Source organism: Prevotella melaninogenica ATCC 25845, from assembly GCF_000144405.1.
Classification (GTDB): Bacteria; Bacteroidota; Bacteroidia; order Bacteroidales; family Bacteroidaceae; genus Prevotella; species Prevotella melaninogenica.
In genome coordinates, this window is record NC_014371.1 from 1083235 (window position 1) to 1108839 (window position 25605).

Here is a 25605-nt window from a genome sequence, read left to right on the forward strand (position 1 = left end):
AAAATGTCTAAGCAAAGAGTTTCAATTACAGATAATAGTATCAAAAATGGAGTGACGAATGATGCTAAAAAAGCTATATGTGAATTTATATGGAATGGTTTTGATGCAAAAGCTATTCATATTAATATTGAATACCAATCCACCGAATTAGGTGCAATAACTCATCTCTATATAATAGATGATGGCGAAGGAATAAATCGCAGTCAACTGAATGAGACATTTGGAAAATATCAAGACTCAATTAAAAAGCGTTCTTTCCAATGGAGTTCACAAGTAAAAGGACATAAAGGAAAGGGAAGATATGCTTTCAACTGTTTTGCAACTCGTGCTGATTGGACAAGTATTTATAGTGATGGTAAGAATTTGATTAAACACACAATATCAATCAATGCTGGAGACAATCATCATTTTAATGATCATAGCGACTCAGATAAAAATTATATTGTTCATAATGAAAAAACAGGAACCATTGTTTCATTTGCAAATGTTTCATTAAACCAATCCTTTTTTGAGTCAAAAGAATTTGTTGATTATCTAAAAAAAGAATATGCCGTTTTCCTAAAATTGAATGGAAACAAAGGTAAATCTATCATCATAAACGGTAAAGAATTAGATTATAATACAATTATTGCAGATACGGATAATAAGGAAATACAAATTAAGGATGAAACAAATAATAAAAACTATCATTTTGAATTAACTTTTATACGTTGGAAAGAAAAAATAAAAGAGAATTATAGTTATTATTTTCTAGATAATGGGCAGATTGAGCGCTTCGAAAAAACAACATCCCTTAATAGAAAAGATGTTGGTTTTCATCATAGTGTCTATATAATTTCATCGTATTTTGATGAATTTCATCCAACTTCGAGAAAAAGCCAAGATATAGATGAGGAATACTCACAACAGGAAATTACCTTTGATGAAACAAAATTTTCTAAGTCAGAAAAAGATAAAGTTTTTAAGCAGTTAATTAAAATAGCTGGTGTTTGGCTAAATGAAAAACAGAAAGAATATATTTCGTTAGTAGCAGGTGAGGAACTATGGCATAGATTTGAAAAGAAAGGGATTGTTGCTTATCCAAAAAATGAATATGAGCTTCCTCTCTATTTAGAATTAAAGAATACGGTAACAGGAATTTACTCTGTCCAACCAAAAATATTCGAAAATATTAGAGAGAAGCCAGCTAAAACACTGGTAGGCTGTTTAAAACTATTGTTACAGACAGATAAACGCGAAGATTTGATTTCTATAATAGATAGTGTTGTTAAAATGTCCGATGATGAGCGACATAAGTTAGCAGGTATTCTCAAAGTAACAGAGTTGTCGCATATTACTAGTACAATTGGACTCTTAGAAGATCGATTAAAAACAGTGTCTGCATTAAAAGCTATGCTTTTTGACAAAAGACTAAAGGCTTATGAAGTTAAAGATATTCAAAAGATAGTTTCGAGTGCCTTCTGGTTATTCGGTGAACAATACAATATAGTTACGGAAGCAGAGCCAGATTTTCAGCAGGCTTTAGAGGCATATTTAAATGCATTACACAATACTACAGCTGGCGTTGGAAAAAGTAAAGTTAGTGTGGATAAAATGCGTAGTCCAGATGTAAATAAAGAAATGGATATATTTGCTTTCCGCCAAACAAGAAACAGTAATACGGTAGAAAATATCATTATAGAATTGAAGAGACCATCAGTAAAACTAGGGGAGCTTGAATTGAGCCAAATAAAAACTTATATGAGGACTATATATCAAGAGCCACAGTTTTGTTCTGCAAGTGCAAAATGGACGTTCATTCTCGTAGGAAATGAATTAGATAATAGCGGAAGCATTGAAACAGAATACGATTCTAACAAGACATGGGGGAAGAGGGATTTAGTTTTACATGTTGATAAAAACTCTCAAAGATATGAGATTTTCGTTAAAACATGGAGCACTATTTTCGATGACTTTGAAATAAGACATGATTTTCTATTAAGGAGGTTAAATTTTCGACGTCAGGAACTGTCTGCACAATACTCTAATAAAGAAGATTTGCACAACATCGTAGATTCTGCCAAGGAGAAATAAAAAGACAACATCCTATGAATAAAATCATTTAGTGCTTTTTCGTTGATGACATTTTTACTCTGAAAATTATTATATATACCCAAATGTAAAAATGTCACTCCAAACGAGAAATTCTGATTTTAAGTACACTTTTACTCGATTTTTCAGAAAAGTGCGAAGCAGTTTGGATTTACAGAATAAGATACCTATATTTGTTTTAGATATTCAGGTAATCCCAACGATATAAAGGAAATATGGAGGTGCAACAATGTACCTCTTTATTTATTGCTTGAAGTGTCGATTTTTTATTTATAAGCCACTACAGATAAAATTGAAGTACAGATATACCTAATGAAAGAAAAACACATTACCAATGAGAGCCGTATGGGAATTGCCAATGAGAGCAATAGATACTACTAATAAAAAACTATTACTCATACAGCTCAAATCTTTCAGATTTTCGCTTATCTAAACTTATTGATTTAACAATGGAACATGATTATAAAAGTAACAACAGGAGAACAATTTGAAACCCGAAAAGAAGCCAAAGAACGTGTTGGAGGCAAATGGGCATTTGAGAGATTAGTAAAAAACGGAGAGATAAGATTTATAAAGGATGGTAATAACATAGCAAGCGATGGATTACACTACCCTAAGCAAGGAAATCGGAGCTTGTCTTAATCCACTGCAAGCATACATATACTTGGGATTATGCCTACATACAGATTTTAAGAATGATATTTCAAATATTAACCAAGATACGTTGGCAAAGTTCCTACAATGTGATGTTGGTGCTATACAAAGAGCCTTACGAGTGTTTCAAGAGAACAACTTGCTTACCATTCATCAAGACAAATATGGCTGGAGAGAGAAGAACAGATATAAGCTAATTAGAACTAACTGGTTTGGCGTTAAAAGAAAGATACTGGAAGAAAACATAACAAGAGAACAGATAGGCTTTCTCTTATTGTTGAAAAGTCTTTGCTACAACCACTGTAATTATACTGATTACTATGGCAAGGGCTTACAGGAAATAATGGCTCTTAAACGGAGCATGATTGACAATTATTTGAGGGTATTGGAAGCCAAACTATATATCAAGAGAGATAAGAAGAAGAAACGGATAACAATACTCCGAGATGATTTATTCCTAACAACAAAAGAATCAGAGAAAGAGAAAATTATGAAACTATGCCCAGAGTTAATGGGCGATGATGATTATATTGATGAACATGGACACTACCATTTTGTAGACTAAAATCAGCTATGCCCTACATCAAGTTTATAAAACTGGAAACAGGGTTACGAATAAAGAACTGAAAACCACCTTGCAAAAGATTTACACAGGATTTGGCTGTAAGAGAAAGGCAAAAGGAACATAGATTACAGAATATGGCTTCGCCACGCAAAGATGTAAAATCCCTACAGATAAGGGGAGAAAAGATGGAATGATATTATTCACAACATAACTACAGGCAATGATAACAAAAGAACACTTATAGGCACTCGTCAACGAGGCTAAAAGTCTTGTTGACATATTGAAGATACTGAATAAGAGGCAGAGTAAAACTAACATAGAAGAGCTTACTACTTTATTAGATAAATACGGTATAGATTATCATACTCTTCCCATTAGACTGATACAAGAGAAAATCCCCTTAAAAGATATACTTGTAGAAAACAGTACTTATCAATCTTCCAAACTAAAGAAGAGGCTGATTGAAGAGGGTATCAAAAAGGAACATTGCGAAATATGCGGACAAGGTAACACCTGGAATGACAAACTGCTTGTCTTGCAATTAGACCATATCAATGGTATACACACAGATAACCGATTGGAGAACCTGCGCATTGTCTGCCCAAACTGTCACACACAAACAGATACGTTCTGTACTCGAAAACTTAAACAACACAACTACTGTAAAGACTGTGGAAAAGAGATTACTCCTAAGTCTACTTGGTGTCCCAAATGTGCATTGAAACATAACCGTGTACACAAGGTTTCACCCTCTGATAAGCCCTCCAAGGAAGAGCTACTGCAGCTAATAAAAGAGAAACCATTTACCGAAATCGGTAGAATATACGGAGTAACTGACAATGCTATCCGTAAATGGTGTAAAAAGATGGGACTACCCTCCACGAAAAGAGAGTTAAACGCATTATATAAGAAAAACACAGATAGAGGATAAACAGCCATACCTCCTATTTCAAAGTGTGAGATTATTTTCACACAACTGACCTAAATATGTTAGTTTAGTACAGTATTATTCAAGATATTTTTGTAACTTTGTGATACGATAGAGCGTTGACCTATAGTTGACCTCTTATTCGCACAGAGTTCATTAACAAGCTGATAAATAAGCTCATATATAGTTTGTGTGGCGAGACTCATAATCTGGAGGTCCCTGGTTCAAGCCCAGGCTGGTCCACAAAGGGGTTTCAAAAGGATGTCAAACAACACGTCATTTTAGCCTTCAAAACAAGGATAATCGCTGTAAAATCAAGGTTTTACAGCGATTTTTTGTTTTTTATCCATATCCGTTTGACTGCCAAACTATACCTTTTGATAGTCATCATTCGGTCATTTTCTGCTACAGAAATTGCTACACAAAAGCAGGCTCTCAAAAAAATGTAGCAATGAATGGAAAATGACTATCAAATTGACGGCATGCAAAACTTTCGTTTTCAAGAACTTATGTCGAACTTTGTAGCCAAAAAGCTACACTAAAATGATGTGTTATGAAAACGACTTTCAAGGTATCCTACTACCTACGTTCCAACTATGAGAACAAAGAAGGAAAATCACCTGTAATGCTCCGAATATATCTCGGTGGCGAAAAGGCAAATCTTGGATCCACTAAAATTTTTGTGGATAAATCCAAGTGGAGTAACAAAACCAGCAGAATGATTGGCAGAACAGCAGAAGCACTCTCCATTAATGCTTCTATAGATGCACTGACAACAACACTAATGCAGATTTACAGGAAATATGAAACATCAGAGGAACTTTCCATAGACCTTATCAGGTCAGTATTCCTTGGTACAGACAAAGAATATACAACTTTTCTGCCAGTCTTTGACAAGTACATAGACTCCATCACACAACAAGTTGGTAAGACATTAACAAAGGGTACTTTTTATAAGTATAAGGTGGTGAGGCAGAACTTTCAGGATTTCCTACAAGCAAAGTATCATCGCAAGGATATTGGACAGACAGAACTGACAAGTGCCGTTGTTCAGGACTTCGAATTATACCTTACATCTGTTGTAGGTGGTGTGCATAACACAACCACCAAGAAATTGAGAAACCTGAAAACGGTCGTGAACTATGCGAGGAATAGAGGACTTATCATGCATGATCCATTTGCGAATCACAAGCTGCGCTATGAATTAGTAGATCGTGGCTACCTCACAGAAGAAGAGGTACTCCGTATTATGAAGAAGCACTTTGACATAGAACGGCTGGAGTTAGTAAAGAATATTTTTATTTTTTCCTGCTTCACAGGATTAGCCTACATTGACGTATATAATCTTACCTACGATAAAATTGTTACCGTAGAAGACAGACAATGGCTTATCACCAAGAGATACAAGACAAGCGTAGATGAAAACGTCATGTTACTTGACATTCCACTTGCCATTATAAGAAAGTACTACGACATCAATAGAAAAGGGGGGAAAGTCTTTCCTATGATGAGCAACCAGCGTATCAACTCATATTTGAAAGAAATTGCCGACCTTTGTGGCATAAAAAAGAATCTGACCTTCCACATGGCAAGGCATACTTTCGCCACTATGTCTATATCCAAAGGGGTACCAATGGAGTCTGTATCAAAGATGCTTGGACATACAAATATCAGAATAACTCAGATTTATGCACGAATAACAAACAAGAAAGTTGAACGTGACATGGAAGAACTGGCTGGAAAGCTCAGTAAGTTCAATACAGCCATGGGCATATAATATATTAATGTATAACCCTAAAATAATAGACGATTATGGAAACAAAGAAAGAACTATCTTACTTCCGTTTGAAATTAGAGAATTATCTCAGTGAGCATTTCCCCGAAATGTTGGGTGATAAACCATTCATAACGGCAAGAGCCGACGAAGCCCTTACCACCTACTGCGATGCTATAGCACAAGGCTTTTCTCATCCAGAGGCAGAGGTAATGGCAAGCGAAGTATTATATCAAGGTTTGCACTTTTCCAAGTACGACACGCTTGTATCTGTCTTAGAAAATGAGTTCGAGAAAGAACTCCCTTCTCCTCTTCCTGAAAGACTAACACCAATGCTTTTGAAGAATAAGGCTGTGCAAAGTGTTTTCGACAAGTATGAGCTGACAGACGATTTTGGCGCAAGTCCAGAGTATGAGAAACTCTACACCGAACTGACAGGGACAATAGTTTTGCTCATTGAGGTCAATAGCCTACCAACAGTCAATAGTGAGAACATGACTTGATGTAACCCCATCGGGAGCTTTTGTAGTGTCAAGAGCCAAGATAAACGCTCCCCTCCACACGCCAAGAGTTTGTACAAACACTTGTCTTTGTGTAGCCCGAGCATCTTGTTATTGCTCTTGAACTATAAAAAGCTCCGATATGAATACAATCATCATGAATCAAGACGTTCTTAAAAATGCGATTTCTCGCCGAGACAATAGAAGCGAGCTTCCATTGTCCTCACGGCTTAACGAAGTCGTTCACACACCTGCCTTCATCAAGGCAGACGCATCGAACAAAACCGATAATATCAAGCAGCAATCGACTTCGCCCAAGCAAGTCCGCCGCTTCTTTTGGACACGCTTCATCGAACTCGTTATCCTGCTTTCCATCGTTATCGGTGTCATTTGGCTTATCTCGAAGATAGTAACACCGCAAGTCGTAACCACCGTTTCGGTTATCCTCGGTTTCCTGATACTACGTTTCATTGTCAGAATGATATTGCAAGTAACCTTTACTATCCTGCGTTATCTATTATGGACAGCAATCCTAATAATAATTTTATTATACTTACTTTAAGGTAAGCCATCTGTAAAGGCTTGCCTTTATCTACTTACAAATAATTTCAAATCAAATTTTTATTATTAAATTTTAGATGTAAATAAATGATCAAAGAAAGGATTGTTTCTGTCCCTGGCATTACGGAGCAAATCTTGAAACATAATAGCCTCTATATGCAAATTTTGGTCTGCATTAATTTTGTAATATGAATGATATGGAGTTGTGCGCCACCCTTTCCCCTTATTAAATTCAATAAGTTGTTCAGGCATTTCGTCCATAATTATGTAGCCAAATTTAGGGGTATCATTGTTTACTTTTACAACATTTCCTCTATAATTTTTCTTTTCCTTCTCTTTTCCATAAATAAAATCATCAAAATACTTCTCTACTAATTCTGAAAATTCCCATCTATAATTAGACTTCTTTTTTTGATGAGCGGTATCTCCTGGTCGTTTAAATTCAAAAATAACCATTGTACCAATCTCGCCAGAATCTTTGTCACCGAAGGAAATTCTGTTATCAACCAAATCCTTTTCATTATTGATTAAAAGGAGATCAGGTTCTTGTGAACTTTTAATTTGACTAAAGGATGTAATTGACTTATCTGATGCAATATATTTAAAAGATGAGAGACGATCATCCAGCAACCATAAGTTATGGTATTGATAAGTTATTTGGCGATTAGTTAATCCCATCGGAAAAATAAGATTATGTATCATACTTTCAAGCTCATATTTTCCATCTTCATGTGCATCAAGCATTTTCTCAAAAAGGTCTATGATAGCTTTCCGTCTAAACACATAGTCAGCTAATGAATCAGAATCATAAGCCATTTTTTTCTTCACAGTGGTAATAATCTCGCTAATCTTTTCTTCATTAACATCTTGTAATTTTATAAATTCCTCTATTTTCTTAGAAATCTTGCTATTTTCTTTATATGCAATATTATGTAGATATTCGTCTTTCTTCTCATCTGTCAAATTTGGTGGCATAGCCTCTAATATGTCTTGCCGATATAAAAAGCTGCGATATTGTGGAGCTGAATTATTTATATAATTCTTCACTTCTTGAATATTTTTTTCTTTGGTGTTTTTTGCATAAGTAGAATAGAGTGAAGATATTTCTTTAGTTATTGCTGTCATAATATCTTCAACAGAAATCAAATGCTCTTGTTCTTTAAAATCAAGTTGGTTTTCGTTCTTTTCAGGAATTCTAAATGCTGTTCGTGAATTGTTTATTTTGTCATCAAGATAATCAGAAACGACAAACACGTCCAAAAACCATGGCTCTCCATTTTCCACGATAGGATACGTATAAAGAGAATCGTATACTGCCAAATTTATCTTAGCGCCAACAGATCTAGAGTTGGCGCAAAGGGTTACATAATTATATTTTCGGCAAGTAGTCTTATCTGCTTTAATTATATAAAGATGGAATTTTTTATCATAAACAGTAATGTCTTTCTCTTTGTCTTTTGCCTCTTTTGCAAAATAATTCTGTACACTTAAAGACTTATCATTCTGTCTATCCTTGGATATCTCTACAATGTTAATTTCTGGCAAATTATTGCAGAGGTAATAGATAAAGCAATGTTCCATAATACCTTTAGCTATTTCATCAGCATTTTTTGCTGTAGCAGCTATTAGTTCCTCATTGCAACAATTACTTAAACAAACTTTTGTTTGAGGCCCACAAACTCCCTCTATAGGAGTATTTTTGGTCTCATGAATTTCGTTTTCTTTATCAAAAAGAAATTCACGTTTCCAATATTTCCCATCTTCTTGATAAATACTTGTAACAGATACATTTTCAAACATTGCAAGAATAGTGAAACGACCAATTCCTTTACAACCATATTTTTTATTAATAGGACTAAATGGCATTCCAAATGATTTGTAATTGGCAGTTGTAAACCCTTCTCCATTATCTACTATGGTGACATTTTGGATCACAGAAGTATTCTTCCCGAAAAGATCAGGAGTTGCCTCAAGTTCTTTGCGCTCAATAAAAATATCAATTTTCTTATTGTTACGTTTCACCTTGCTAAGGCTTATAATCGAATTGACAATTGATTCATATATCGGAAGCATAACTTCCGATTTGCTTAAATCTATTGACTCTACCAAATCCTTAACTCTTAGCTCCATAGGATAAATATTAAAGTAAAAAAGTAATTCACAATGGTTTTACTATCATCAAGCACTTACGTTGTTTACAAGATGTAATTTATCTGCAAATATAATAATATTTTAGAAAATATCATATTAGAAATCCTAATATAAAAGATTAATTGACATATCCGCCTTATTTTTGTTTGAATAGTTGAATGTTTCTTAGTCATATTGGTCATTAATGTATATATATCACACAATGTGAATAGAAGAACATCATTTCCTTTAATGCCGTTGCACTTTTGCTTCCTTTCCAATGCTCCACGATATGCGATGACAAGGAGACGGATGCTGTTCCCTTTTTATCCGCAAAGGTAGTACGGGGCTTGTGGCTTTCAAAAGGTCTGTGCCGCTTGGTTTGTCTGGAAAATCTCCACACCTACGGGTTGTATTTTCCGCCAAAACCTTGTGCAAGCCCGCCCCGCTACCTCTATTTTGCTACAAAAAGGAATCAGCATACTCCGATCTTTGGACGCATAAAAAAAATGTCGCTATGGATAAGCAAAAAGTAAATACAACATCTTCGATGAACAGAAAAGGATATAGCTCCTCCTCTCATTACCGCATTAACCCTGTGGCTGAAAAAAGTGAGCAAGTGTTGGCAATTAAGTTTGTACAATGGGACGTTCCCCCGTTGGAGAGCCTTTGTAATAGCAAAGTATATCTCCTGCGTGTGAAACTCAATCGTGGCGAGTGTATGAGCCGTGAGGAAAAGAATTGGCTATGTGAAGCAGTGAACTCTAACACCTATTTCCGTACAGCCGTTCCCCTACAAGGCTATCGCTTTGACTTCTTTGACGTGCTGAAGAAATATCTTGTCAATCAGTACGGACAATGGACAGAGTATTACGCACCCGACAGAACAAGCCTAAGAGCCTACCTGTATGGACGCATCAATCAAATAGTAGAAATCCCAAAATACTAAGCAATATGAAAGGAACAGAACATTTCACACGGACAATAGCCGAGTATCTCAATCAGCGTGCTATGACAGACCCCTTGTTTGCCCCTAACTTGATGAAACCGAACAAGAATATCGAGGAGTGCATCACCTACATTCTTAATGAAGTGCAGAAAAGCGGTTGCAACGGCTTTGATGATGATGAAATCTTCTCTATGGCTGTTCACTACTACGATGAGGACGATATAGAGGTCGGCAAGGCTATTTCTTGCCAAGTTGCCGTCAATCACATTGTAGAACTCACAGAGGAAGAAAAAGCCGAAGCAAGGCAGGAAGCCATTAAGCAATATCAGCGTGAGGAACTTGCCAAGTTACAGAGCCGTAACGCACGAGTGAAAAAGACCGAGAACATAGCAACCCAAGTACAACCATCATTATTTGATTTTTAAGCCTATGAAACCGAGAAACAAATTTGAAAAGGCAGTTTTGGAACAGAGCAAGCATCTTCGCCCAATAACCAAGACACAAGACAAGTGGGCATTTCGTGAGTGCATAGACCACTTTGCCTACCGCTTGCCAAAAGGTCGCACCACTTGTATGGATTGTGGGCATAGTTGGGTAATGGACAAACATAGAGAAACTTGCACTTGCCCTCATTGCAGGGCAAAGTTGCAGGTCAAGAAAACCTACGAACGTAAGTTGCAGCAGAAGCAGTATTTCACCATACTTACCACTTGTGGAGAGTTTCAAGTATTACGTATGTTCCTACTTGTTGTGGGTATGGAGAAAGGTTACAAAGCACAGACTTCTATAATTGAGATTGGGCAATATTGGTGGAATATGCAGGGACGAAAAACTGTGGTTGCCATACAGAGGGTATTGGGACACTATGTTGATACCTTTTCCTATTATAGTCCTATGGCAATCCGTAACGATAATGAAGCCTATCAACATATTGCCTACTCACCGATATATCCGAAGTTCAAGGTCACAGACATACTTCGCAGAAATGGTTTTAAGGATAATTTCTATGGCATCGTGCCTACCCAGTTTATTCCTGCATTGCTTACAGACAGCCGTGTGGAAACATTGCTAAAGGCAGGTCGTACAGACCACTTACGTTACTTTCTTTGCAACAGGAGGACTTTTGAGGAACTATGGCAGTCCTACAAGATTGCAGTTCGTAATGGCTATGAGATAGCAGACATTTCTCTTTGGAGTGATTATGTAGATACACTTAAAAGATTAGGTAAGGATATTCATAATCCAAAATATTTATGCCCCACAGACCTTAAAGCCGAACACGACCGCAGACACGAGGAACTTCTCAGGCAGCGTGAAAAGGAGGAGATAGAACAGAAGCAGCAGAAGGCAATGGAAGATGAAAAACGTTTCAAGGAACTCAAATCCAAGTTTTTCGGTATCTGTTTTACAGATGGCACTATTCAAGTACACGTATTGGAGAGCGTGCAGGAGCATTTAGAAGAAGGTGTATCAATGCACCATTGCGTATTCTCTAATGCATACTACCTCAAGGAGGACTCCCTTATCCTTTCAGCTACCATTGAAGGCAAGCGAATAGAAACCATTGAAGTATCATTAAGAACATTGGAGGTGGTACAAAGTCGTGGGGTATGCAACAAAAACACGGAATACCACGAGCAGATAGTAAACCTTGTCAACGCTAATCGAGGACTTATAAGCCGAAGGATGAAAGCAACAGCATAAAGTATGAACCATTAAATTATCAGAGATATGAAGACAGAGATTGAAAATATCATCTACAACTATGCAGACGAGATACCGCATATTCTCATTAGGGTTATCAACGCAATAACCCTATCCGACAGCAAAGAGGAGTTAAGGTCGGCTATCAATAAAATAGCTGAAGAAACAGAACTTGACAAGTTCTTTGCATACGGTTATGGTGCGCATCATTTTTGGCTTAAACACCGCAAATTATCTAATGGAGAGCCAAAGGAATACAGATTATTAAAGGTTGAATTTTAAGATTATGAAGAAGAAAGTTTACAGAGTTCGGACACAATACGTCTTTGAAGGAGTGTTCGATGTGGTTGCGGAGAGCAAGGAATACGCACGGCAAAAAGTCCTGCAAAATTGTGGATTGGTTATGGGTGGAAGCGTTCACAGCACTTTGCCCGATGAAGAGATAAATTGGGCATTTGACATACACCCCAATAAACGAATAGACAGAATAACGAAAGTGCAAAAATATCCTTCTGAATAATAGTAAAAGCCACGCAAGCCGAAATTTGCGTGGCTTCTTTTCTTTATCTTTGAACGAGCAGGCGACCAAAGAAAAGAAGCAAAAGAATGTCGCAAGAAATAAGAATTCTAACAATCATGATTACCTGTTAATACATCTTCCAAAAGTTATCTTAAATTTAGGCATACACTTTGTTTATTAATATGTTTAATTTTTAAGACCCCAGCCCAAGGACTGGTATATTTTATTATGGGAATAAAAACTGGACCAAAAAGAATTGCAAAATCAACAGGACAACCTGACAGGAGACAAAGAGACAATAAGTCTACTCCTGGTAACACACCTTCTTTGAAACCCCATATTCATAAGAAAGGGGACTAAACCAATTCTAAATTTTCTTACACAAAAGAATAAGGATGTGTCAAAATGACATATCCTTATTTAACATTGTCATGATAGATGTGTCATTCTATTATTGAGATCAGCCATTTTAATCTTTCATTAAGACGATTCAACAGATTGAACAATACTACTTTATCAGAATTCTGAAGTATTCCAAAGAAGTTAAACAATTCTTCTGTCCTTGTATCCAACTTAGTACTCTTTCTATGGGCTACTGTAGAAGATCGTAAATCCTGAACTTTGCGTAGGAGTTTAACAACATTACTATCTAGTAACCCTTCTGAAATCAAGAAGCATTCAAATTTTGTTATTCCCCCTTGAATGTATGAAGGTTTAAGCTCTTTTATATTTCTCTCTGACAAGAATCTTAAGACATCAGGCTTAGTAGAATCAATAGCTTTTACTAATTGCTTTTCATTCAACGAGTCTATGAGCAGTTTCGTAATTGATTGAATTAGTCCATCAAATTCTTTTTGGTCATTTTCTTGTCCCATCAGATGCAAGGTTTCGAAATGGTATTGGTCATCAGCTGCTAATTCTTTGAACAATGACCAACCATATTTAGTTCTCCATTTATCATTTACTTGTATATAAAGTTGCTTAAATACCAAGTCAGGAGCCACAGAGCAATTAGTTGGGATTGCATCAAACCATCGACTGAAAGTGGTTATACTATAAAACCCATTTCTTGGGGGCAAAACATTGAAACTTCTCCAATGAAGTTGTTCTCTATGTGGCATTCTACCTAAATCAACAAGAGCCGCTACCACATAATCGTCAGAGCGATCATTATCAATTAGTATTCCCCATGATGGTCCTGAAAGGTAACCATCGTGAACCGAGTATTTGTCTACAGCTTGAAAATATTTTGACAAAACATCTCTTTTAAAGAAAACAGGAGAAAGTGAATAGGGCTCGTCACCTTGCCTTGTAAACAGATTTGGCATCCGATTTTCATCACAAGAAATAAAGACTTCTTTTCCATCTTCATCTGACCCAACTATAAAACTTTCGTATCCTGAATCTCGCAGTTTCCAAAGATGTTGTATATCCTTATCATTGTATCTCATCATACATTTACCTCGAAATACAGCACAGGATTTATATCCCAAGCCGTATCCAGCAGATTCCTGTAAAGCATAGCTGAATATAAAATCGCTATCTTTAATTGTTGTCCATGGAATTTTATTGCCTCCCAATTCATCTATACTCTTTGTGTCATTTATAACCTCATCGGTAAATACTAAGAGATTAAGTTTCTTAACAGCAATATATTCTTTCACATATTTCAGCTTAACTTCTAAATTTATTCCCGCAACTCTAGCGACCTCCACATCATCTCCACACTCATCCACCTGATAATATACATACTCATTTTTTCCTTTTGCTTCCTTATGTAACTTGAAGTACATAACAAATTCCTCTGCAAGAAATGCTTCTTCATCCCATCTTCCCTCTTTCTCCAAATACATAACGATTGGTTCCACCTCATCGTTGCTATAACGAGAATAGCTGATAAAAGTCCCGTCCAACTGCTCGTTAATAAGAGGACCTGCTTTGGAGTGTGAGATATCCCAAGTATCGTATGTCATGCTCTTTGTAGCAAGATTGTCATTTACTAAGCATGAGAAGATTCTTGTGTCACAAAGCGTAATCCACCCATTATCACTAAATTTTCGAAACAACCTATCTATAAGTTGATCGCACAAAGGATATTGTTTTAAGTCAATCATAATTGTTCTTACTTAAGCGAGTTCAACCTTAATCTGTATTCTATCTTTATAATAGTTAATAAAGCACATTGTAATTATTTTAGATTAATATGCAAAGAATGTGCCGAAACAAGTTCATACCGAACGTATAATATGTCTGACAAAACGACATCCTCTTTAAGTCATCTACTTAATATAAAAAAGCAGAAACTCTACTTGCCTCCGTTTGACTAATCCATTCAACACCTTGCCCTTGTATCGGCAGAAAGAAACATACTCCCGATAAAAGTTTCTATCTCCAGCTTCTATTTTTCGTAGCAGCCGACTCTTAGGGTACTTGCCATATCCAAGCAGTCGCCCCACGCCCACATTATAGGCAAGCAAGGTCAGTAGCAGGGCATCCTTACCATAGCACTTGAAGTGCTCAAAGCATTTCCAAAGGTCGGCACGGAGCAGGGAGTCCGCCTGCCGTTCCGTCATATCCGCAGTGAAATGCTCTCCTAATTGCAGCTGATGCCCATAGCCAACATACGGATAATTCTTCCAGCCGTGCATACCCTCAAAGTATTTCACTACAACAACTGCACGCTCAAAAGGTGGCAAGTCTGCCAGCCGCACCCTGCGTTGGGCAAGGGTCGGCTGACAGAACAGGCAGAATACACAAAGTAAAATGAAAGAATTTATCGTTCGCATCCATTATGTTCTTAGCGGCGAGAAGATGCAGGCTTGTCCTTGCCCTCTTCTCGCTCGTTGTTAAAACTAAAGGTCAGCTGCTGAACCTTACCGAAACTATCCTCCACATTTACATCAATCGTCTGGCGGTCAGATGACAGCGAGGTGTAGTATAAGCGAAACACGTCCTTTGTCAGCGGATAGCGGTCGTTGGGCTTGAAAACTGTGCCGTTATCATTTCTTAGCAAGCCTTTGCCGTCAGACTGGAAATAACGTATCGTATAGCGAGTGTCAGCAAACTCACCGCCCCGCTTTAATGTGCAGCGTATCTCAGCTGTCTGCCCCCTTACGATGTCCTTCTGAACCGGCATTGTCTCCACCGTAAACGGATAAGACTGCTGAACATCCAAATCCCTATCACAAGCAGATAGGCAAAACACGGCAAGGGTCAGCACACCCATTACCCAAATCGTATTCAATATTTTCTTCATCTTTTCTTCTACTTAAAAGTTAAACCTTAGTCCTGTTGAAACAGTCGGACGGAAGCGATGCACGTCCGTTCCAAAGAGGAAACGTCCCTGCACCTTTACAAGAAAGAGAACTCTGTCTGTTAGAAACACTTCCACCGAACCATGTACGGAACCGCCATAGACAAAGCGGGAGCGGTCGATCAACGTCGCCCCATCGGGTAGCAGCTTCTTGTCCTCATTCAGTTGCTCATAGCCACCCAAGGCGGATATGCCACTATAGAGAAACACGTTCTTACCTCTGTCGGAGAGAACAGGGTGCATATAACCCAAGTGCAAAAGTGCATCCTTGAGTTTTACGTTATAACTTCTGTACGGCATATTCTGCTGTTCATACTCTGCCATAACAAAAGTATAGTTCTCACGACCCAGATAGCGGGTGAGTGATGTTCCTATACCGAAATTGTCAGCAGCAAGAAACTTTTCACCCTTGATAAGTGGAACACTCCCTACGACCTCTATTCCCCTTTGCTTGGGTATCAGTCGCTGTGCCTGCGATGGCAGACTGAAAGTCATAGCCACCGCAACACATACTGTCAGAATGATATTGTTCTTCTTCATTACCATTTCAGTTTGAGGTTATCAATTATTGGTGTCCAATAAAACTTTTTTGCGTTCCTATCTTTTTAATTCAGAATAATAAAAAAAACGGGCTGATTGTTTTGCACATTCAGCCCTTCTTATTTCCTTTGTAGCTGTCATAATAAAACAATGAAATAAGATGAACAAAAGTACACATTTTATCGGACAATCGCTATATATTCAACTGTTAAACTATTTTAATTGTGATAAAATTCTCTCTCTGAGTCAAGCTCAGGGAGGTGAACACTATATAAAGAAATTTGATGCATGGCATCATCTCGTTGTCATGCTTTATGCCGTAATGATGCGTTTAGACTCTCTGCGTGAGATAAAGGCCTCTCTCTTTGCTAATGTTAATCGCTTTAATCATCTTGGTTTAACCCAAATTCATATCCTATAAAACAAGTCACCGCTCTAAATTATATTTACATTTATCGTTGCTTTATTCACCAAAAACAGTCGAAAAAACGCTTTTCCCACCACCTTTGTAACTCGTTCGTTATGAAGAAGTTACAAAATCGTTTTTCAGAAGGTACTTAATAGGACTTCAAAAGGGCGTTAGTAAGGGGCTTAAAGGGCATCTTTTACAAGCCAAAAGGGCGTTGATTCGAATGCTAAAGAGCATCTTTTAAAAAGGAAGATGTGAAAAATAATTACATTCGTAGTTTGATTTGGCTTTGAAAAGGATAAAAGATACAGACATTTATTTATACTAAACTTATCCTAATTTGCATATATCATGTTACTTAACTATGTTTATGTATCATCTTTATCAATTCATTAGCAAGATAAATATCAGTCACCTTTATCATGTTATCATCCTTTGAAGCATAACCAAGCGTGTTTATTGAACCATACCAAACAACTTCTTTATCAATGATGGTAGTATATAATGATAGCTTTGGTTTCACTTTTACAGATAGCCCCTTTGATTGGATGAATGCTGTTTGTTCGTTCTCTGCAACTGTTGTAATAAGAATTTCAATTCCCTGCTGAGCAAGTTCTTTCAACAAAGTGACTAAGGGATTTTGCTCCGTTCTATACAGTTTTGGTGAAGATATCACAATGGAACGCTTAGCCTTTGTCAAATCTGAAGTATAGGGGCGGTAGAAAGTTGAACCATTAAATATCTGATTCTCAGCTATGGAGGACGATATGTCGTTTATATGATCAAACAATGTTGGTTGGGCTGTATTGATTGTTTTGTATCCTATTGCAGCATAGCCTTTGAGTCGTTTTCTATACATACTATCGCAAATTGGCTCATGGATATCGATATAGTCATAGATACGTACATCTTTCTTTCCCTCATATTCCCGATGAAGCCGACCTGCATACTGAGTTAAAAGACCTTTCCATGAGATTGGAAGTGCAAGGAATAGGGTGTCAAGACGCGGATAATCAAAGCCTTCGCCAATATACTTTCCCGTTGCGACAATAACTAATTGTTCGCTGTCAGGAATAGTTTGTAGCCGTTGCATTGCCTCTCGCTTTTCTCTTGTCGTACCTGCCCCTGTCAATGAGATAACATTTTTGATGGTAGCTTTCAACTTCTCTGCTAATACAGACACATGGGCAGTTCTATTAGTCAGAATGATCGGTGTTCTTCCTGTATTAACTGCTTTGCAAATATCTTCTACAATGAGATTGTTGCGTATCTCATCTTCGGATAGATATTTATATAAGGTTGCAATTGATAGTCTGTCCTCTAAAATAGAGTTATATGATGTAAATCTTGGAATAAGAAACCTATCGAAGGATTGCTTAGCTATCTGACTTTTAACATCAGTAGAAAATCGTATTGGACCACATTGCATGAAGATGATTGGCTGATGACCGTCTTTACGAATGGGGGTAGCTGTTAACCCATATATGGTGTGAGCTTTTATAGACATCAATACTTGTTCAAAGGTTATAGAAGACACATGATGACATTCGTCAACAATTACCATTCCGTAGTCCTGTACAAATGGTTTTACACCATCTTCATCCAAACATGACTGTATAAGAGCTATGTCAATAATACCGTGAAGTGTATTCCCTGATGAATCAAAGCAACCTAAAGGAGAAAACACCTTACGTCTACCACGTTTATTCTTTTCTTCATGTTTTGGATAGTCTATATTAAGAAACTCTGTTAAGCGGTCATGCCATTGTTTAAGTAATGCTTTCGAATGAACAAGGATGAGTGTATTTACTTTTTTACGAGCGATGATAGCCGCTGCAGTAACGGTTTTCCCAAAAGCGGTAGTGGCATGTAGGATGCCATTCGTATATGGTAAAAGAGCATTGATGGCTTCCAACTGTTCCTCTCTTTCTTCCCCTTGAAAAGAAACTGAAATCTTATTGCCATGATTTGTTTTATCAGTAATAGTGTATGTTACAGCATTGTCGTTAAGGAATGATCGAGTAGCATCCTCACAACCACGTGGCATAGCAAGGTATTCGTTAGTAATATCAAAACATGAGATTATGCGTGGAATGGCATATGTAGAAAGGCGGAGTGCTTGCTTACTGTAAAATTCAGGGTTCTTGAAGGCTGCAATTCTTTTCAGATGGTTTAGTACCTTTGCAGAAACAGCCTTCAATGGGATGTATAGTTTGTCTGCTTTGATTATCTCAACCTTAGCATGGAAGTCTTCTTGTGTAATATTTTGCGGCAAAGGAGTAACCCATGGCTTGCTTTCGCTCGACATAGACAGTTTTCCAAGTTCTTCTTGATAATGTAGGCGTAGTAGTTGGTCGATAGTAGATTCTTGTATTTTCTTGAGATTATATAGAAATGCCCATTGATCCTTATATACAAGGAAATCATTGTCAACAAACACACTGTTCTCTTTCCTGCGTGCCTGACCTTGTAGTGGGAGTGCAACGAGGTTGCCAAAGCCTCCTTCTGGTAAATAATCTTGATTGGGAAAGAAACGGTCATAGGAGTTGAACGACATCTGTCCATTACGCGTCATAGCTTCTGTTAGTATAGCATTTCCTAATCTCCTCGCCTTAGATGCTGGTAGAGGCGCTTCAAAGAAAATCCACACGTGGGCACCATTCCCCGATCTCGAGCGCTCTATGGCATAGGGAATCAGCCATTCTCTGCACACACCCACATAGGCAAGTACATCTTCTTTATAACCATACTTACAGTTCTTGTCATCAAAATCGGCACAAAGGAAAGCACAGTTATTATCTTGCATGATAGCATAGAGTCCCACAACATCACAGCAATACTCATCTTTCCCTTCTAAATGGCGATACATATCTTGAGACGTTAGTGGTGCAAAGTTTCTATTTGGACATATTGCACACCTATACCTCTTCTTATCACAGATACCTTGTTTCCACTCATTAATACAAACAGGTTGATATCCAGATTTACCAGTTGTCTTACTAAACCATCTCCGTGCAAAGACATCTTCCCTCCCTTTAAATAAGGATTGGAAAAGTCTTATGCGCTCATCAATCGAAAGAGTAATAGTTGGAACTGAAACCAAAGAATATATAGGCTTATTCATATCTTCTTTCATCCTTGTTTCATATTCAATACCATGGATTTTTAGAAGTGATATCAGAACCTCATTCTCTTTGTGCAAAACCTCATATTGCCTAAGAAGTTTATTATATCTTGTCAGTAAATCATCCATATCATCAGCTGTTTTGACTACTTATCTTTGGTTCTTCCGTTAAATGCATAGACTGGAAATAGAATAAAGGTTTACATGCTTGTGTGGTATGGAAATCCCGAATAAGATAGTTATACAAAGGGAAATAAACTAAAAGATAAAATGTAAATAATACTATACCTATCCGTATTCCACCAACAACTTATTTCCAAATTATAGGAATTTGTAAACTATTTTTATGTATCTCAAAACCAATACATGCTCTTTTGGATTCCAATTAACGCCCTTTTGGCTTGCAAAAGGTGCCCTTTAAGACCCTTACTAACGCCCTTTTGAAGTCCAATTAAGCACCTTTCGAAAACCACCTTCGCAACTACTTGATAACAAAATACTTACGGAGGTAATAGGTTTACTTGTTTTTAGCTCAATTCCCAGCTTCCTCCTTGCATGTTTTGTAAATATATTTCTAACCTTTGTTACTTAATTTAAATCTCACACAGAGCCACGGAGCTAAGGGAGTTTATATTTAAAAATATGTTGACCATAGAGGTACCGTTGGTGCAGGGAACTCTAAGTATGGGTGAGAAGCTGTTTACAAACCTATATTAATATACGTTGAGACTATAGGATAAACACATACCTTATCGACATATACAATTGTATGCCGATAAGATAGGTGGGAACGAGTCTTGAGCCGACCTCTAAACCGCCTACAAGAATCTTGTGCATCTTTGCAACACTGTTAATCGTACCACTTGCCACACCGTAGGTTAGTGACATAATCGTGATGATTAGCGATAGGGAAGGGATAAAACTGGATGAGAAGGAACTGGGGAATAGCTGTCCTGTCACACTCAGGAGAATTGCGTGCGGAACAGCTGTGAGAAGAATCATGATAATCACATAGGCGATAAACTCGACTAATGCCACGCGAAGACCAGCCTTCTCACGGTAATGGAATCTGTAACGATTGTTAGATGAGTTTGTTAGGCTGCTTCTCACGTTTGATAGCATCGCACGTAATGCAGTATAAAGGCGACTGCGAATGCACGCACCTGCTGCCATCACTGCCATAATAAAGTAGATGAGCAGTGGTGAAAGTTGGTTGCTGACAAATGAGCCAAAGAACCAACGGATGCCCTCACTGCTCAGCATAGACCGCATCGGAAGCTCGGGAAAAGCTGCCGTAAGAAGCCATGAGAGCAGTATCAGTGCTAACTGGGCTATGAGAAGCACTAAGACTATATAACCTAACTTATTCCTCATCAGCGTGGAGGTTGTCGATGTCGATAATACGTAGTTCTAATGCACGTACAACAAGACGCGTTGCATTGACGCTCATACCATTGTTACCATCAGGGAAGAACTTTTGTACGAGTTCGTTCTGTCGTTTCTCTAAGCTCTTTACACCGAATGGCATACCACGTAGGTTGGTAATCTGTTCCTTGGTATAACCGAGTGCAAGGTGGCGTAGGAAGCGCTCATCATACTCGTCAATCTCGTAGCTAACCATTGCTTCTTGGTGCATCAGCTGACCGCTCACGCTCATCTTGAATCTGCCTACAATCTTTTCGAGGATAGGCTGATTGAATACCATTCGTTTGCCCGACATAACACTTGCCACGTCGCCACGTGTCAATAGTTCGCCACTCTTAAGGCAGATACCATCAGCACCAGCATCGAGGACGTCGACCCATAGTTTTTCATTCAATATCTCACCCGTAAAGATCAGCACCTTTACATGTGGGTAAGTCTGCTTTGTTTGGCGGCAGATTTCTACTCCCACCGTTGTTGAACCACCCAACCCAAGGTCGAGAAGCACGAGGTCGGGCAGGTTTTGTTTAATGAGTTTCCAGTAGGCAACTTCGCTTTCTGCTGTTCCAATAATCTCGGCTTCAGGTATTTCGTTTCGGAAGATACCCTCCGTTCCTTTTAACTCCAAGGGTACGTCTTCAACGATGATGACTCTAAAATTCTCCATAGGTATATTTTGTTTTGTTATGTTTCTTAATTTGCTTTTGCCAAAACCACATCTATTCTCACGCCATTTGGTGTCGCATTCGCTGAGATACCGCAGCCACGCTTATTAGTCGATTCACCATTGTCGCGGGCTATCTGTCGGCAGATAAAGAACATCAAACGGTCGGCAGAAGGCTGGAAAAGGTCGCGACAAACGTCATCAGAGAGTGTCAGTGTCGACATGATAACGTGTAGGGTGACGTAACCAGGTTGATGCTCTTCGGCTGTGACCGTCAGTGGTTGGTTGTTATTGATAAGATATAGTATATCAAATAAATAAGCAAGGAAGACAGGGTCGCCACTGATGAGTGGTGACTCGAAGGTTGTTGTCAGCTTCGATGGACTCACCAATGTCGTAATATCCACTGGGCGCGACACGAGTTTCACGGATTCTACTTGGCTCATTGCCTGCTGACTAAGAATCTGATAGAGTTCTTTATAGTAGATTGCCAACTCGTCAATCGCCTCAAGTTGACCATCAGGTTCGTCTACAAGCTGGCGAATACGTGAAGGATAGTACATCGTTTCATGCTTGAGTGTTGAGAGACAGTTATCAAGAATGCTGTTACTAATGTGCAAACGCTCGTTCTCGTATTCCACACAACGCACCTCATCTTCGAGCATTTCTATGTCTGATTGGCTCTTTTGATTCTCCTCCACAGAGGCAATTAGTGCCTCCTTAATCTGGTTGACGATAGCAAGTAATCGTTCTGGGAATCTGTCGCTTACACCTTTCTCAACCTCTCTAAGCTTGTTTTCTTCGCTCACATCACTGAGAAGGATCGTGTTTATCTGCTTCACACGCTCCAAACAGAACTGATAAGAGAGACGATGACGATAATACATCACGTAATAAACAGGGAAGATTGAAAGCAGGAAAAGTACAAGAAGGGCAACAGCCACATTCTTATTCGTCTCCGACTTCATCATCATGCGACAGTATTCGCCCAATGAGTTGTCGGCATAACGCTCCTTAAAGAGGTGGGTATAAACAGAGTTATTGTATTTATAAACCTCCCATTCGTGCAGTGCCAATGCTGCCACAGCACTCTCATTACGTATGTCGAGGATGATACCATAGTTCATCGGCAGGCTATCATGATACCACTTAATCTCTGCAGGAACGATAGAAAGGCTTCCAAGTCGCTTCATCAACTCCTTTCCTTTAGGGCGAAGTTGGAGATAATGGAGATTCAGATAGTAACGACATGTGTCTGCATAAGCCAATGTCTTACTATAGGAACCATTGATATTTGAGAAGTAAGCCGAGTCTGCATAGATGCCAGCAAGGGTGTTATAGTCCTTCTTTGCAAGGGCAGTAGCCTTGTCGCTGGCTCTTGTAGGACGTGCCTGAGCCGTCAGGAGGGAGGCTGTAGCGAGGACAAATGCCAACAAGACACGGCTGATACCCTTTGGCAAGCGGAAGAAGAAACGACTTCCCTTGTCCTTCTCGCTCTCTACACCCATCTCACAAACAGAGAATATTTGACTAATCTTCTTGTATTTATTGATGATACCATTACAATTCATCAATCCAAAACCATGCGAAGCACTGTCTTTCTGGTCATGGATTGGCTTGTGATCGAAGATGTGTTGTTGTTCTTCTTCAGTGAGTCCGCAGCCCGTATCGGCAACAGATATCTCAACATAGTCAGGCTCTTCAATGGATGAAATGGTCACCTTTCCGCCTTTTTCAGTAAACTTACGAGCATTATCAGCCAATGTATTCACCATGAAAAGCGTCAGAACGCGGTCAGCTTTGACGACAGCTTTCGTGTCTTCTACACGTAGGTCGATACCCTTCATATGGAAGCCCATGCGTCCTTTCTTCACAATATCGAACACCTGTTGTATAGGGAAACTCTCAATATGCAGCGACAGTTTACCTTGTCTAAGCTGAATCCACTCCGTGAGAACAGCGTTTAGTTCGTTAATCTTATCGGTCAACTCACGGATATAAGTATAACGTTCTGCCTGCACAGCATCGCTTTCGCCACCCTTCTTGAGCTTCTCAATCTCATGTAACATACGGTCGATGAGTGGGATAACACCATTGACAAGCGAAATCTTAGCCCGTTGTTCAAGGTGTTTACGCTTATTATCCGTAAGATGTAACTTATTGATAACAAGTTGTTCAGACACCTCTTCATACTTATCAGCCAGTTCTGCCATGTGCTTTTCATTGTTATGACGCCACTGTTCAAGCGGAAGAAGGAGGTCGTCTAACGAACCCTGTGTGTCTTTTCTTCGACGAAGATAATGGAAGAGGACCAGTGAAGCCAACACGAAGAAGATAGAGAGTGCCACAGCAATGATAATAAGATTCAGCTGTTTTGAGGTACGCTCTAATTGTTCAGCACGTGATGTAAGGTATCTGTCTTGTCGGGTTTCGTCCTGAAGATCAAGGTAGATGTTACGGTTATAATCACTCTGTTGCTTATTATTTATAGCCGAATACGTAACACTCAACTGTTCGCGGATAGACGCAACGAGGTCGGGTGCCTGCTTGATAGCTGGGTTATCGTGCAAAGCCTTGTTCAGACAGATGATAGCTGAGCGGTAATCCTTTATCTTCCAATAGCATGAAGCCAAGGTTCGATAGCAACCTGCCGTCTGATAAACATCTCCATAACGTTGGAAGATATGCAGTGATCGCTGTGCTAAGTTGCCTGCAAGGAGTTGCTCAGGCATGTTATCAAGGTTGATATATTGGAACGAAGGTAGGTTATCATGCATCAGTGTTGCTCGACTCTTATCGTTCAGAATCAACTCACTGATCGCCTGCAAGGAGTTTGCCTCCCAATAAGGGAAGTTGTGCTGGCGTGCAAGCATATAACAACGTATGAGATACTCAAACTCTTTCTGCTCTATGGCTTTCTGCGAATTGGTATTGATAATACCACCCGACCCGATGTTATAGTAATAAGCCAAGAGCTGAGCCATGTCGGTTTGTATCTCTCCATCGGGATTAATCTGGCTGATTGCCTTGATAGAAGGCTGCTCCAAACCTACGTAATAGTAGTATGTCGAAGTGACAATGGCAAACTCTGAGCGCGCATAAACCATGCGACGACGTTGCCGAGGAGAGAGTAGTTTCTCATCTTCTTCAATACGATGAATTCGTTTCTGTGCTTTTTCATAGTAGTCGTAGAACTCCTTATTGAGCGACTCTCGTTGACATAGACGCATAAACTGAATGTCAGCCACCAAGAGTTCCACTTGGTTATCAGTGATTTTGAGGACAGAATCGAGTTTAGCATAGGCTTCTGTAAAGCGCATCTTCATCAAGTCAACGAAAGCAAGATTGTTTAATGCCTCCGCCTTTCCTGCGTCATAGCTTCCTGCCAGACCGTAGGCTTTATCCGCATAGATTCTCACGGAGTCGAGATTACGATAGTGCAAGGCATATGCCTTGTCGTTTAACTCGTCAACTTCTTGTACGTGTGGAACATTACAGGCAGCAAGCATCAGAAGGAGTAGACAAGCTACCCACCCCGTAATTATGCTGTATGTCTTTGTCCTTTTCATCTGTTTTATGTAGACTTAACTACGACTCCTCTATAAATCAAAGGCAAATATACAAAACTTTTTTTAATAATTCCATAATTCATAATTCATAATTCATAATTATGATTACTACTATAATTTATAATTCATAATTCAAAATTCAGAATTCATAATTATGATTACCATTGTTGGAAAAATGTTCAACTGGA

At 38.5% G+C, this 25605-nt stretch carries 22 protein-coding genes; 13 read left to right on the forward strand and 9 right to left on the reverse strand.

Going from position 1 to position 25605, the window contains the following annotated elements:
• Positions 1–3 precede the first annotated feature (3 nt).
• From HMPREF0659_RS11215 to HMPREF0659_RS11245, 7 genes are all read left to right on the forward strand, one after another.
• Positions 4–2073, forward strand: coding sequence for an ATP-binding protein (locus HMPREF0659_RS11215; RefSeq protein ID WP_013265158.1), 2070 nt, complete (start codon positions 4–6; stop codon positions 2071–2073).
• Between the two features lie 474 nt (positions 2074–2547).
• Complete coding sequence (locus tag HMPREF0659_RS12670; protein WP_044081105.1) at positions 2548–2733, forward strand: hypothetical protein; 186 nt, start codon at positions 2548–2550, stop codon at positions 2731–2733.
• Complete coding sequence (locus HMPREF0659_RS11220; protein ID WP_044046120.1) at positions 2690–3310, forward strand: hypothetical protein; 621 nt, start codon at positions 2690–2692, stop codon at positions 3308–3310. Before HMPREF0659_RS12670 ends, HMPREF0659_RS11220 begins: the two co-directional genes overlap by 44 nt.
• A 280-nt stretch (positions 3311–3590) precedes the next feature.
• Complete coding sequence (locus tag HMPREF0659_RS12825) at positions 3591–4241, forward strand: HNH endonuclease (RefSeq protein ID WP_013265791.1); 651 nt, start codon at positions 3591–3593, stop codon at positions 4239–4241.
• A 550-nt stretch (positions 4242–4791) separates the two neighbouring features.
• Complete coding sequence (locus HMPREF0659_RS11235) at positions 4792–6015, forward strand: site-specific integrase (RefSeq protein ID WP_013265599.1); 1224 nt, start codon at positions 4792–4794, stop codon at positions 6013–6015.
• 35 nt (positions 6016–6050) lie between these two features.
• Positions 6051–6515 (forward strand): DUF1896 domain-containing protein, encoded by a 465-nt coding sequence (locus HMPREF0659_RS11240; RefSeq protein ID WP_013265565.1) that lies wholly within the window; start codon positions 6051–6053, stop codon positions 6513–6515.
• Between the two features lie 139 nt (positions 6516–6654).
• Positions 6655–7074, forward strand: coding sequence for a hypothetical protein (locus HMPREF0659_RS11245; protein WP_226893213.1), 420 nt, complete (start codon positions 6655–6657; stop codon positions 7072–7074).
• Between the two features lie 65 nt (positions 7075–7139).
• Here the strand turns inward: HMPREF0659_RS11245 and HMPREF0659_RS11250 are convergent, their stop codons facing one another.
• On the reverse strand, positions 7140–9203 hold the full coding sequence (locus tag HMPREF0659_RS11250; protein WP_013265194.1) for a hypothetical protein: 2064 nt from the start codon (positions 9201–9203) through the stop codon (positions 7140–7142).
• Between the two features lie 517 nt (positions 9204–9720).
• On the opposite strand from HMPREF0659_RS11250, the gene HMPREF0659_RS11255 reads away from it, so the two are divergent.
• From HMPREF0659_RS11255 to HMPREF0659_RS11275, 5 genes are read left to right on the forward strand one after another with little or no spacing between them, the layout of a single operon-like run.
• Entirely contained in the window at positions 9721–10152 is a 432-nt protein-coding gene (locus HMPREF0659_RS11255; protein WP_013265057.1) for a hypothetical protein, read from the forward strand.
• A 5-nt stretch (positions 10153–10157) separates the two neighbouring features.
• Positions 10158–10577 (forward strand): PcfK-like family protein, encoded by a 420-nt coding sequence (locus HMPREF0659_RS11260; RefSeq protein WP_006256421.1) that lies wholly within the window; start codon positions 10158–10160, stop codon positions 10575–10577.
• Between the two features lie 4 nt (positions 10578–10581).
• A complete protein-coding gene (locus HMPREF0659_RS11265) occupies positions 10582–11856 on the forward strand; it encodes a PcfJ domain-containing protein (RefSeq protein WP_044046215.1) in 1275 nt (424 codons plus the stop codon).
• A gap of 27 nt (positions 11857–11883) precedes the next feature.
• Entirely contained in the window at positions 11884–12138 is a 255-nt protein-coding gene (locus tag HMPREF0659_RS11270; RefSeq protein ID WP_013265154.1) for a hypothetical protein, read from the forward strand.
• Between the two features lie 4 nt (positions 12139–12142).
• Entirely contained in the window at positions 12143–12376 is a 234-nt protein-coding gene (locus HMPREF0659_RS11275) for a hypothetical protein (protein ID WP_044046122.1), read from the forward strand.
• A 443-nt stretch (positions 12377–12819) separates the two neighbouring features.
• Here HMPREF0659_RS11275 and HMPREF0659_RS11280 read toward each other — a convergent pair whose 3' ends face one another.
• The 4 genes from HMPREF0659_RS11280 to HMPREF0659_RS11295 form a co-directional block, all read right to left on the reverse strand.
• On the reverse strand, positions 12820–14349 hold the full coding sequence (locus tag HMPREF0659_RS11280; protein ID WP_226893214.1) for a hypothetical protein: 1530 nt from the start codon (positions 14347–14349) through the stop codon (positions 12820–12822).
• A gap of 306 nt (positions 14350–14655) precedes the next feature.
• Entirely contained in the window at positions 14656–15162 is a 507-nt protein-coding gene (locus HMPREF0659_RS11285; RefSeq protein WP_013265764.1) for a glycoside hydrolase family protein, read from the reverse strand.
• An 11-nt stretch (positions 15163–15173) separates the two neighbouring features.
• On the reverse strand, positions 15174–15632 hold the full coding sequence (locus HMPREF0659_RS11290) for a DUF3872 domain-containing protein (RefSeq protein WP_013265100.1): 459 nt from the start codon (positions 15630–15632) through the stop codon (positions 15174–15176).
• 12 nt (positions 15633–15644) lie between these two features.
• Positions 15645–16235, reverse strand: coding sequence for a conjugal transfer protein TraO (locus tag HMPREF0659_RS11295; protein ID WP_013265219.1), 591 nt, complete (start codon positions 16233–16235; stop codon positions 15645–15647).
• Between the two features lie 154 nt (positions 16236–16389).
• Between HMPREF0659_RS11295 and HMPREF0659_RS11300 the strand changes: the two genes are divergently transcribed.
• Entirely contained in the window at positions 16390–16650 is a 261-nt protein-coding gene (locus tag HMPREF0659_RS11300) for a DUF4372 domain-containing protein (RefSeq protein ID WP_013265306.1), read from the forward strand.
• Between the two features lie 346 nt (positions 16651–16996).
• Here HMPREF0659_RS11300 and HMPREF0659_RS11305 read toward each other — a convergent pair whose 3' ends face one another.
• The 4 genes from HMPREF0659_RS11305 to HMPREF0659_RS11320 all read right to left on the reverse strand — a co-directional run bounded on the left by HMPREF0659_RS11305 (position 16997) and on the right by HMPREF0659_RS11320 (position 25417).
• Positions 16997–19891 carry a TOTE conflict system archaeo-eukaryotic primase domain-containing protein gene (locus HMPREF0659_RS11305; protein WP_013265451.1) on the reverse strand — a complete coding sequence of 965 codons (2895 nt, stop codon included), beginning with the start codon at positions 19889–19891 and terminating at the stop codon, positions 16997–16999.
• A 600-nt stretch (positions 19892–20491) separates the two neighbouring features.
• On the reverse strand, positions 20492–21136 hold the full coding sequence (locus tag HMPREF0659_RS11310; RefSeq protein ID WP_013265861.1) for a hypothetical protein: 645 nt from the start codon (positions 21134–21136) through the stop codon (positions 20492–20494).
• Positions 21126–21851: a DUF5932 domain-containing protein gene (locus HMPREF0659_RS11315; protein ID WP_004360606.1), complete on the reverse strand. Its 726-nt coding sequence runs from the start codon at positions 21849–21851 to the stop codon at positions 21126–21128. Before HMPREF0659_RS11315 ends, HMPREF0659_RS11310 begins: the two co-directional genes overlap by 11 nt.
• A 26-nt stretch (positions 21852–21877) precedes the next feature.
• Positions 21878–25417: a sensor histidine kinase gene (locus HMPREF0659_RS11320; protein ID WP_044046123.1), complete on the reverse strand. Its 3540-nt coding sequence runs from the start codon at positions 25415–25417 to the stop codon at positions 21878–21880.
• Positions 25418–25605: the final 188 nt, after the last annotated feature.

Bases quoted from the DNA above. Each gene is read 5' to 3' on its own strand.
- HMPREF0659_RS12670 (WP_044081105.1), top strand. From the start codon at position 2,548: ATGATTATAAAAGTAACAACAGGAGAACAATTTGAAACCCGAAAAGAA.
- HMPREF0659_RS11240 (WP_013265565.1), top strand. From the start codon at position 6,051: ATGGAAACAAAGAAAGAACTATCTTACTTCCGTTTGAAATTAGAGAAT.
- HMPREF0659_RS11250 (WP_013265194.1), bottom strand. From the start codon at position 9,203: ATGGAGCTAAGAGTTAAGGATTTGGTAGAGTCAATAGATTTAAGCAAA.
- HMPREF0659_RS11290 (WP_013265100.1), bottom strand. From the start codon at position 15,632: ATGAAGAAAATATTGAATACGATTTGGGTAATGGGTGTGCTGACCCTT.
- HMPREF0659_RS11280 (WP_226893214.1), bottom strand. From the start codon at position 14,349: ATGACATACGATACTTGGGATATCTCACACTCCAAAGCAGGTCCTCTT.
- HMPREF0659_RS11300 (WP_013265306.1), top strand. From the start codon at position 16,390: ATGAACAAAAGTACACATTTTATCGGACAATCGCTATATATTCAACTG.
- HMPREF0659_RS11220 (WP_044046120.1), top strand. From the start codon at position 2,690: ATGGATTACACTACCCTAAGCAAGGAAATCGGAGCTTGTCTTAATCCA.
- HMPREF0659_RS11320 (WP_044046123.1), bottom strand. From the start codon at position 25,417: ATGAAAAGGACAAAGACATACAGCATAATTACGGGGTGGGTAGCTTGT.
- HMPREF0659_RS11255 (WP_013265057.1), top strand. From the start codon at position 9,721: ATGGATAAGCAAAAAGTAAATACAACATCTTCGATGAACAGAAAAGGA.
- HMPREF0659_RS11275 (WP_044046122.1), top strand. From the start codon at position 12,143: ATGAAGAAGAAAGTTTACAGAGTTCGGACACAATACGTCTTTGAAGGA.
- HMPREF0659_RS11270 (WP_013265154.1), top strand. From the start codon at position 11,884: ATGAAGACAGAGATTGAAAATATCATCTACAACTATGCAGACGAGATA.
- HMPREF0659_RS11315 (WP_004360606.1), bottom strand. From the start codon at position 21,851: ATGGAGAATTTTAGAGTCATCATCGTTGAAGACGTACCCTTGGAGTTA.
- HMPREF0659_RS11310 (WP_013265861.1), bottom strand. From the start codon at position 21,136: ATGAGGAATAAGTTAGGTTATATAGTCTTAGTGCTTCTCATAGCCCAG.
- HMPREF0659_RS11285 (WP_013265764.1), bottom strand. From the start codon at position 15,162: ATGCGAACGATAAATTCTTTCATTTTACTTTGTGTATTCTGCCTGTTC.
- HMPREF0659_RS11215 (WP_013265158.1), top strand. From the start codon at position 4: ATGTCTAAGCAAAGAGTTTCAATTACAGATAATAGTATCAAAAATGGA.
- HMPREF0659_RS11305 (WP_013265451.1), bottom strand. From the start codon at position 19,891: ATGGATGATTTACTGACAAGATATAATAAACTTCTTAGGCAATATGAG.
- HMPREF0659_RS11235 (WP_013265599.1), top strand. From the start codon at position 4,792: ATGAAAACGACTTTCAAGGTATCCTACTACCTACGTTCCAACTATGAG.
- HMPREF0659_RS11295 (WP_013265219.1), bottom strand. From the start codon at position 16,235: ATGGTAATGAAGAAGAACAATATCATTCTGACAGTATGTGTTGCGGTG.
- HMPREF0659_RS11245 (WP_226893213.1), top strand. From the start codon at position 6,655: ATGAATACAATCATCATGAATCAAGACGTTCTTAAAAATGCGATTTCT.
- HMPREF0659_RS11260 (WP_006256421.1), top strand. From the start codon at position 10,158: ATGAAAGGAACAGAACATTTCACACGGACAATAGCCGAGTATCTCAAT.
- HMPREF0659_RS11265 (WP_044046215.1), top strand. From the start codon at position 10,582: ATGAAACCGAGAAACAAATTTGAAAAGGCAGTTTTGGAACAGAGCAAG.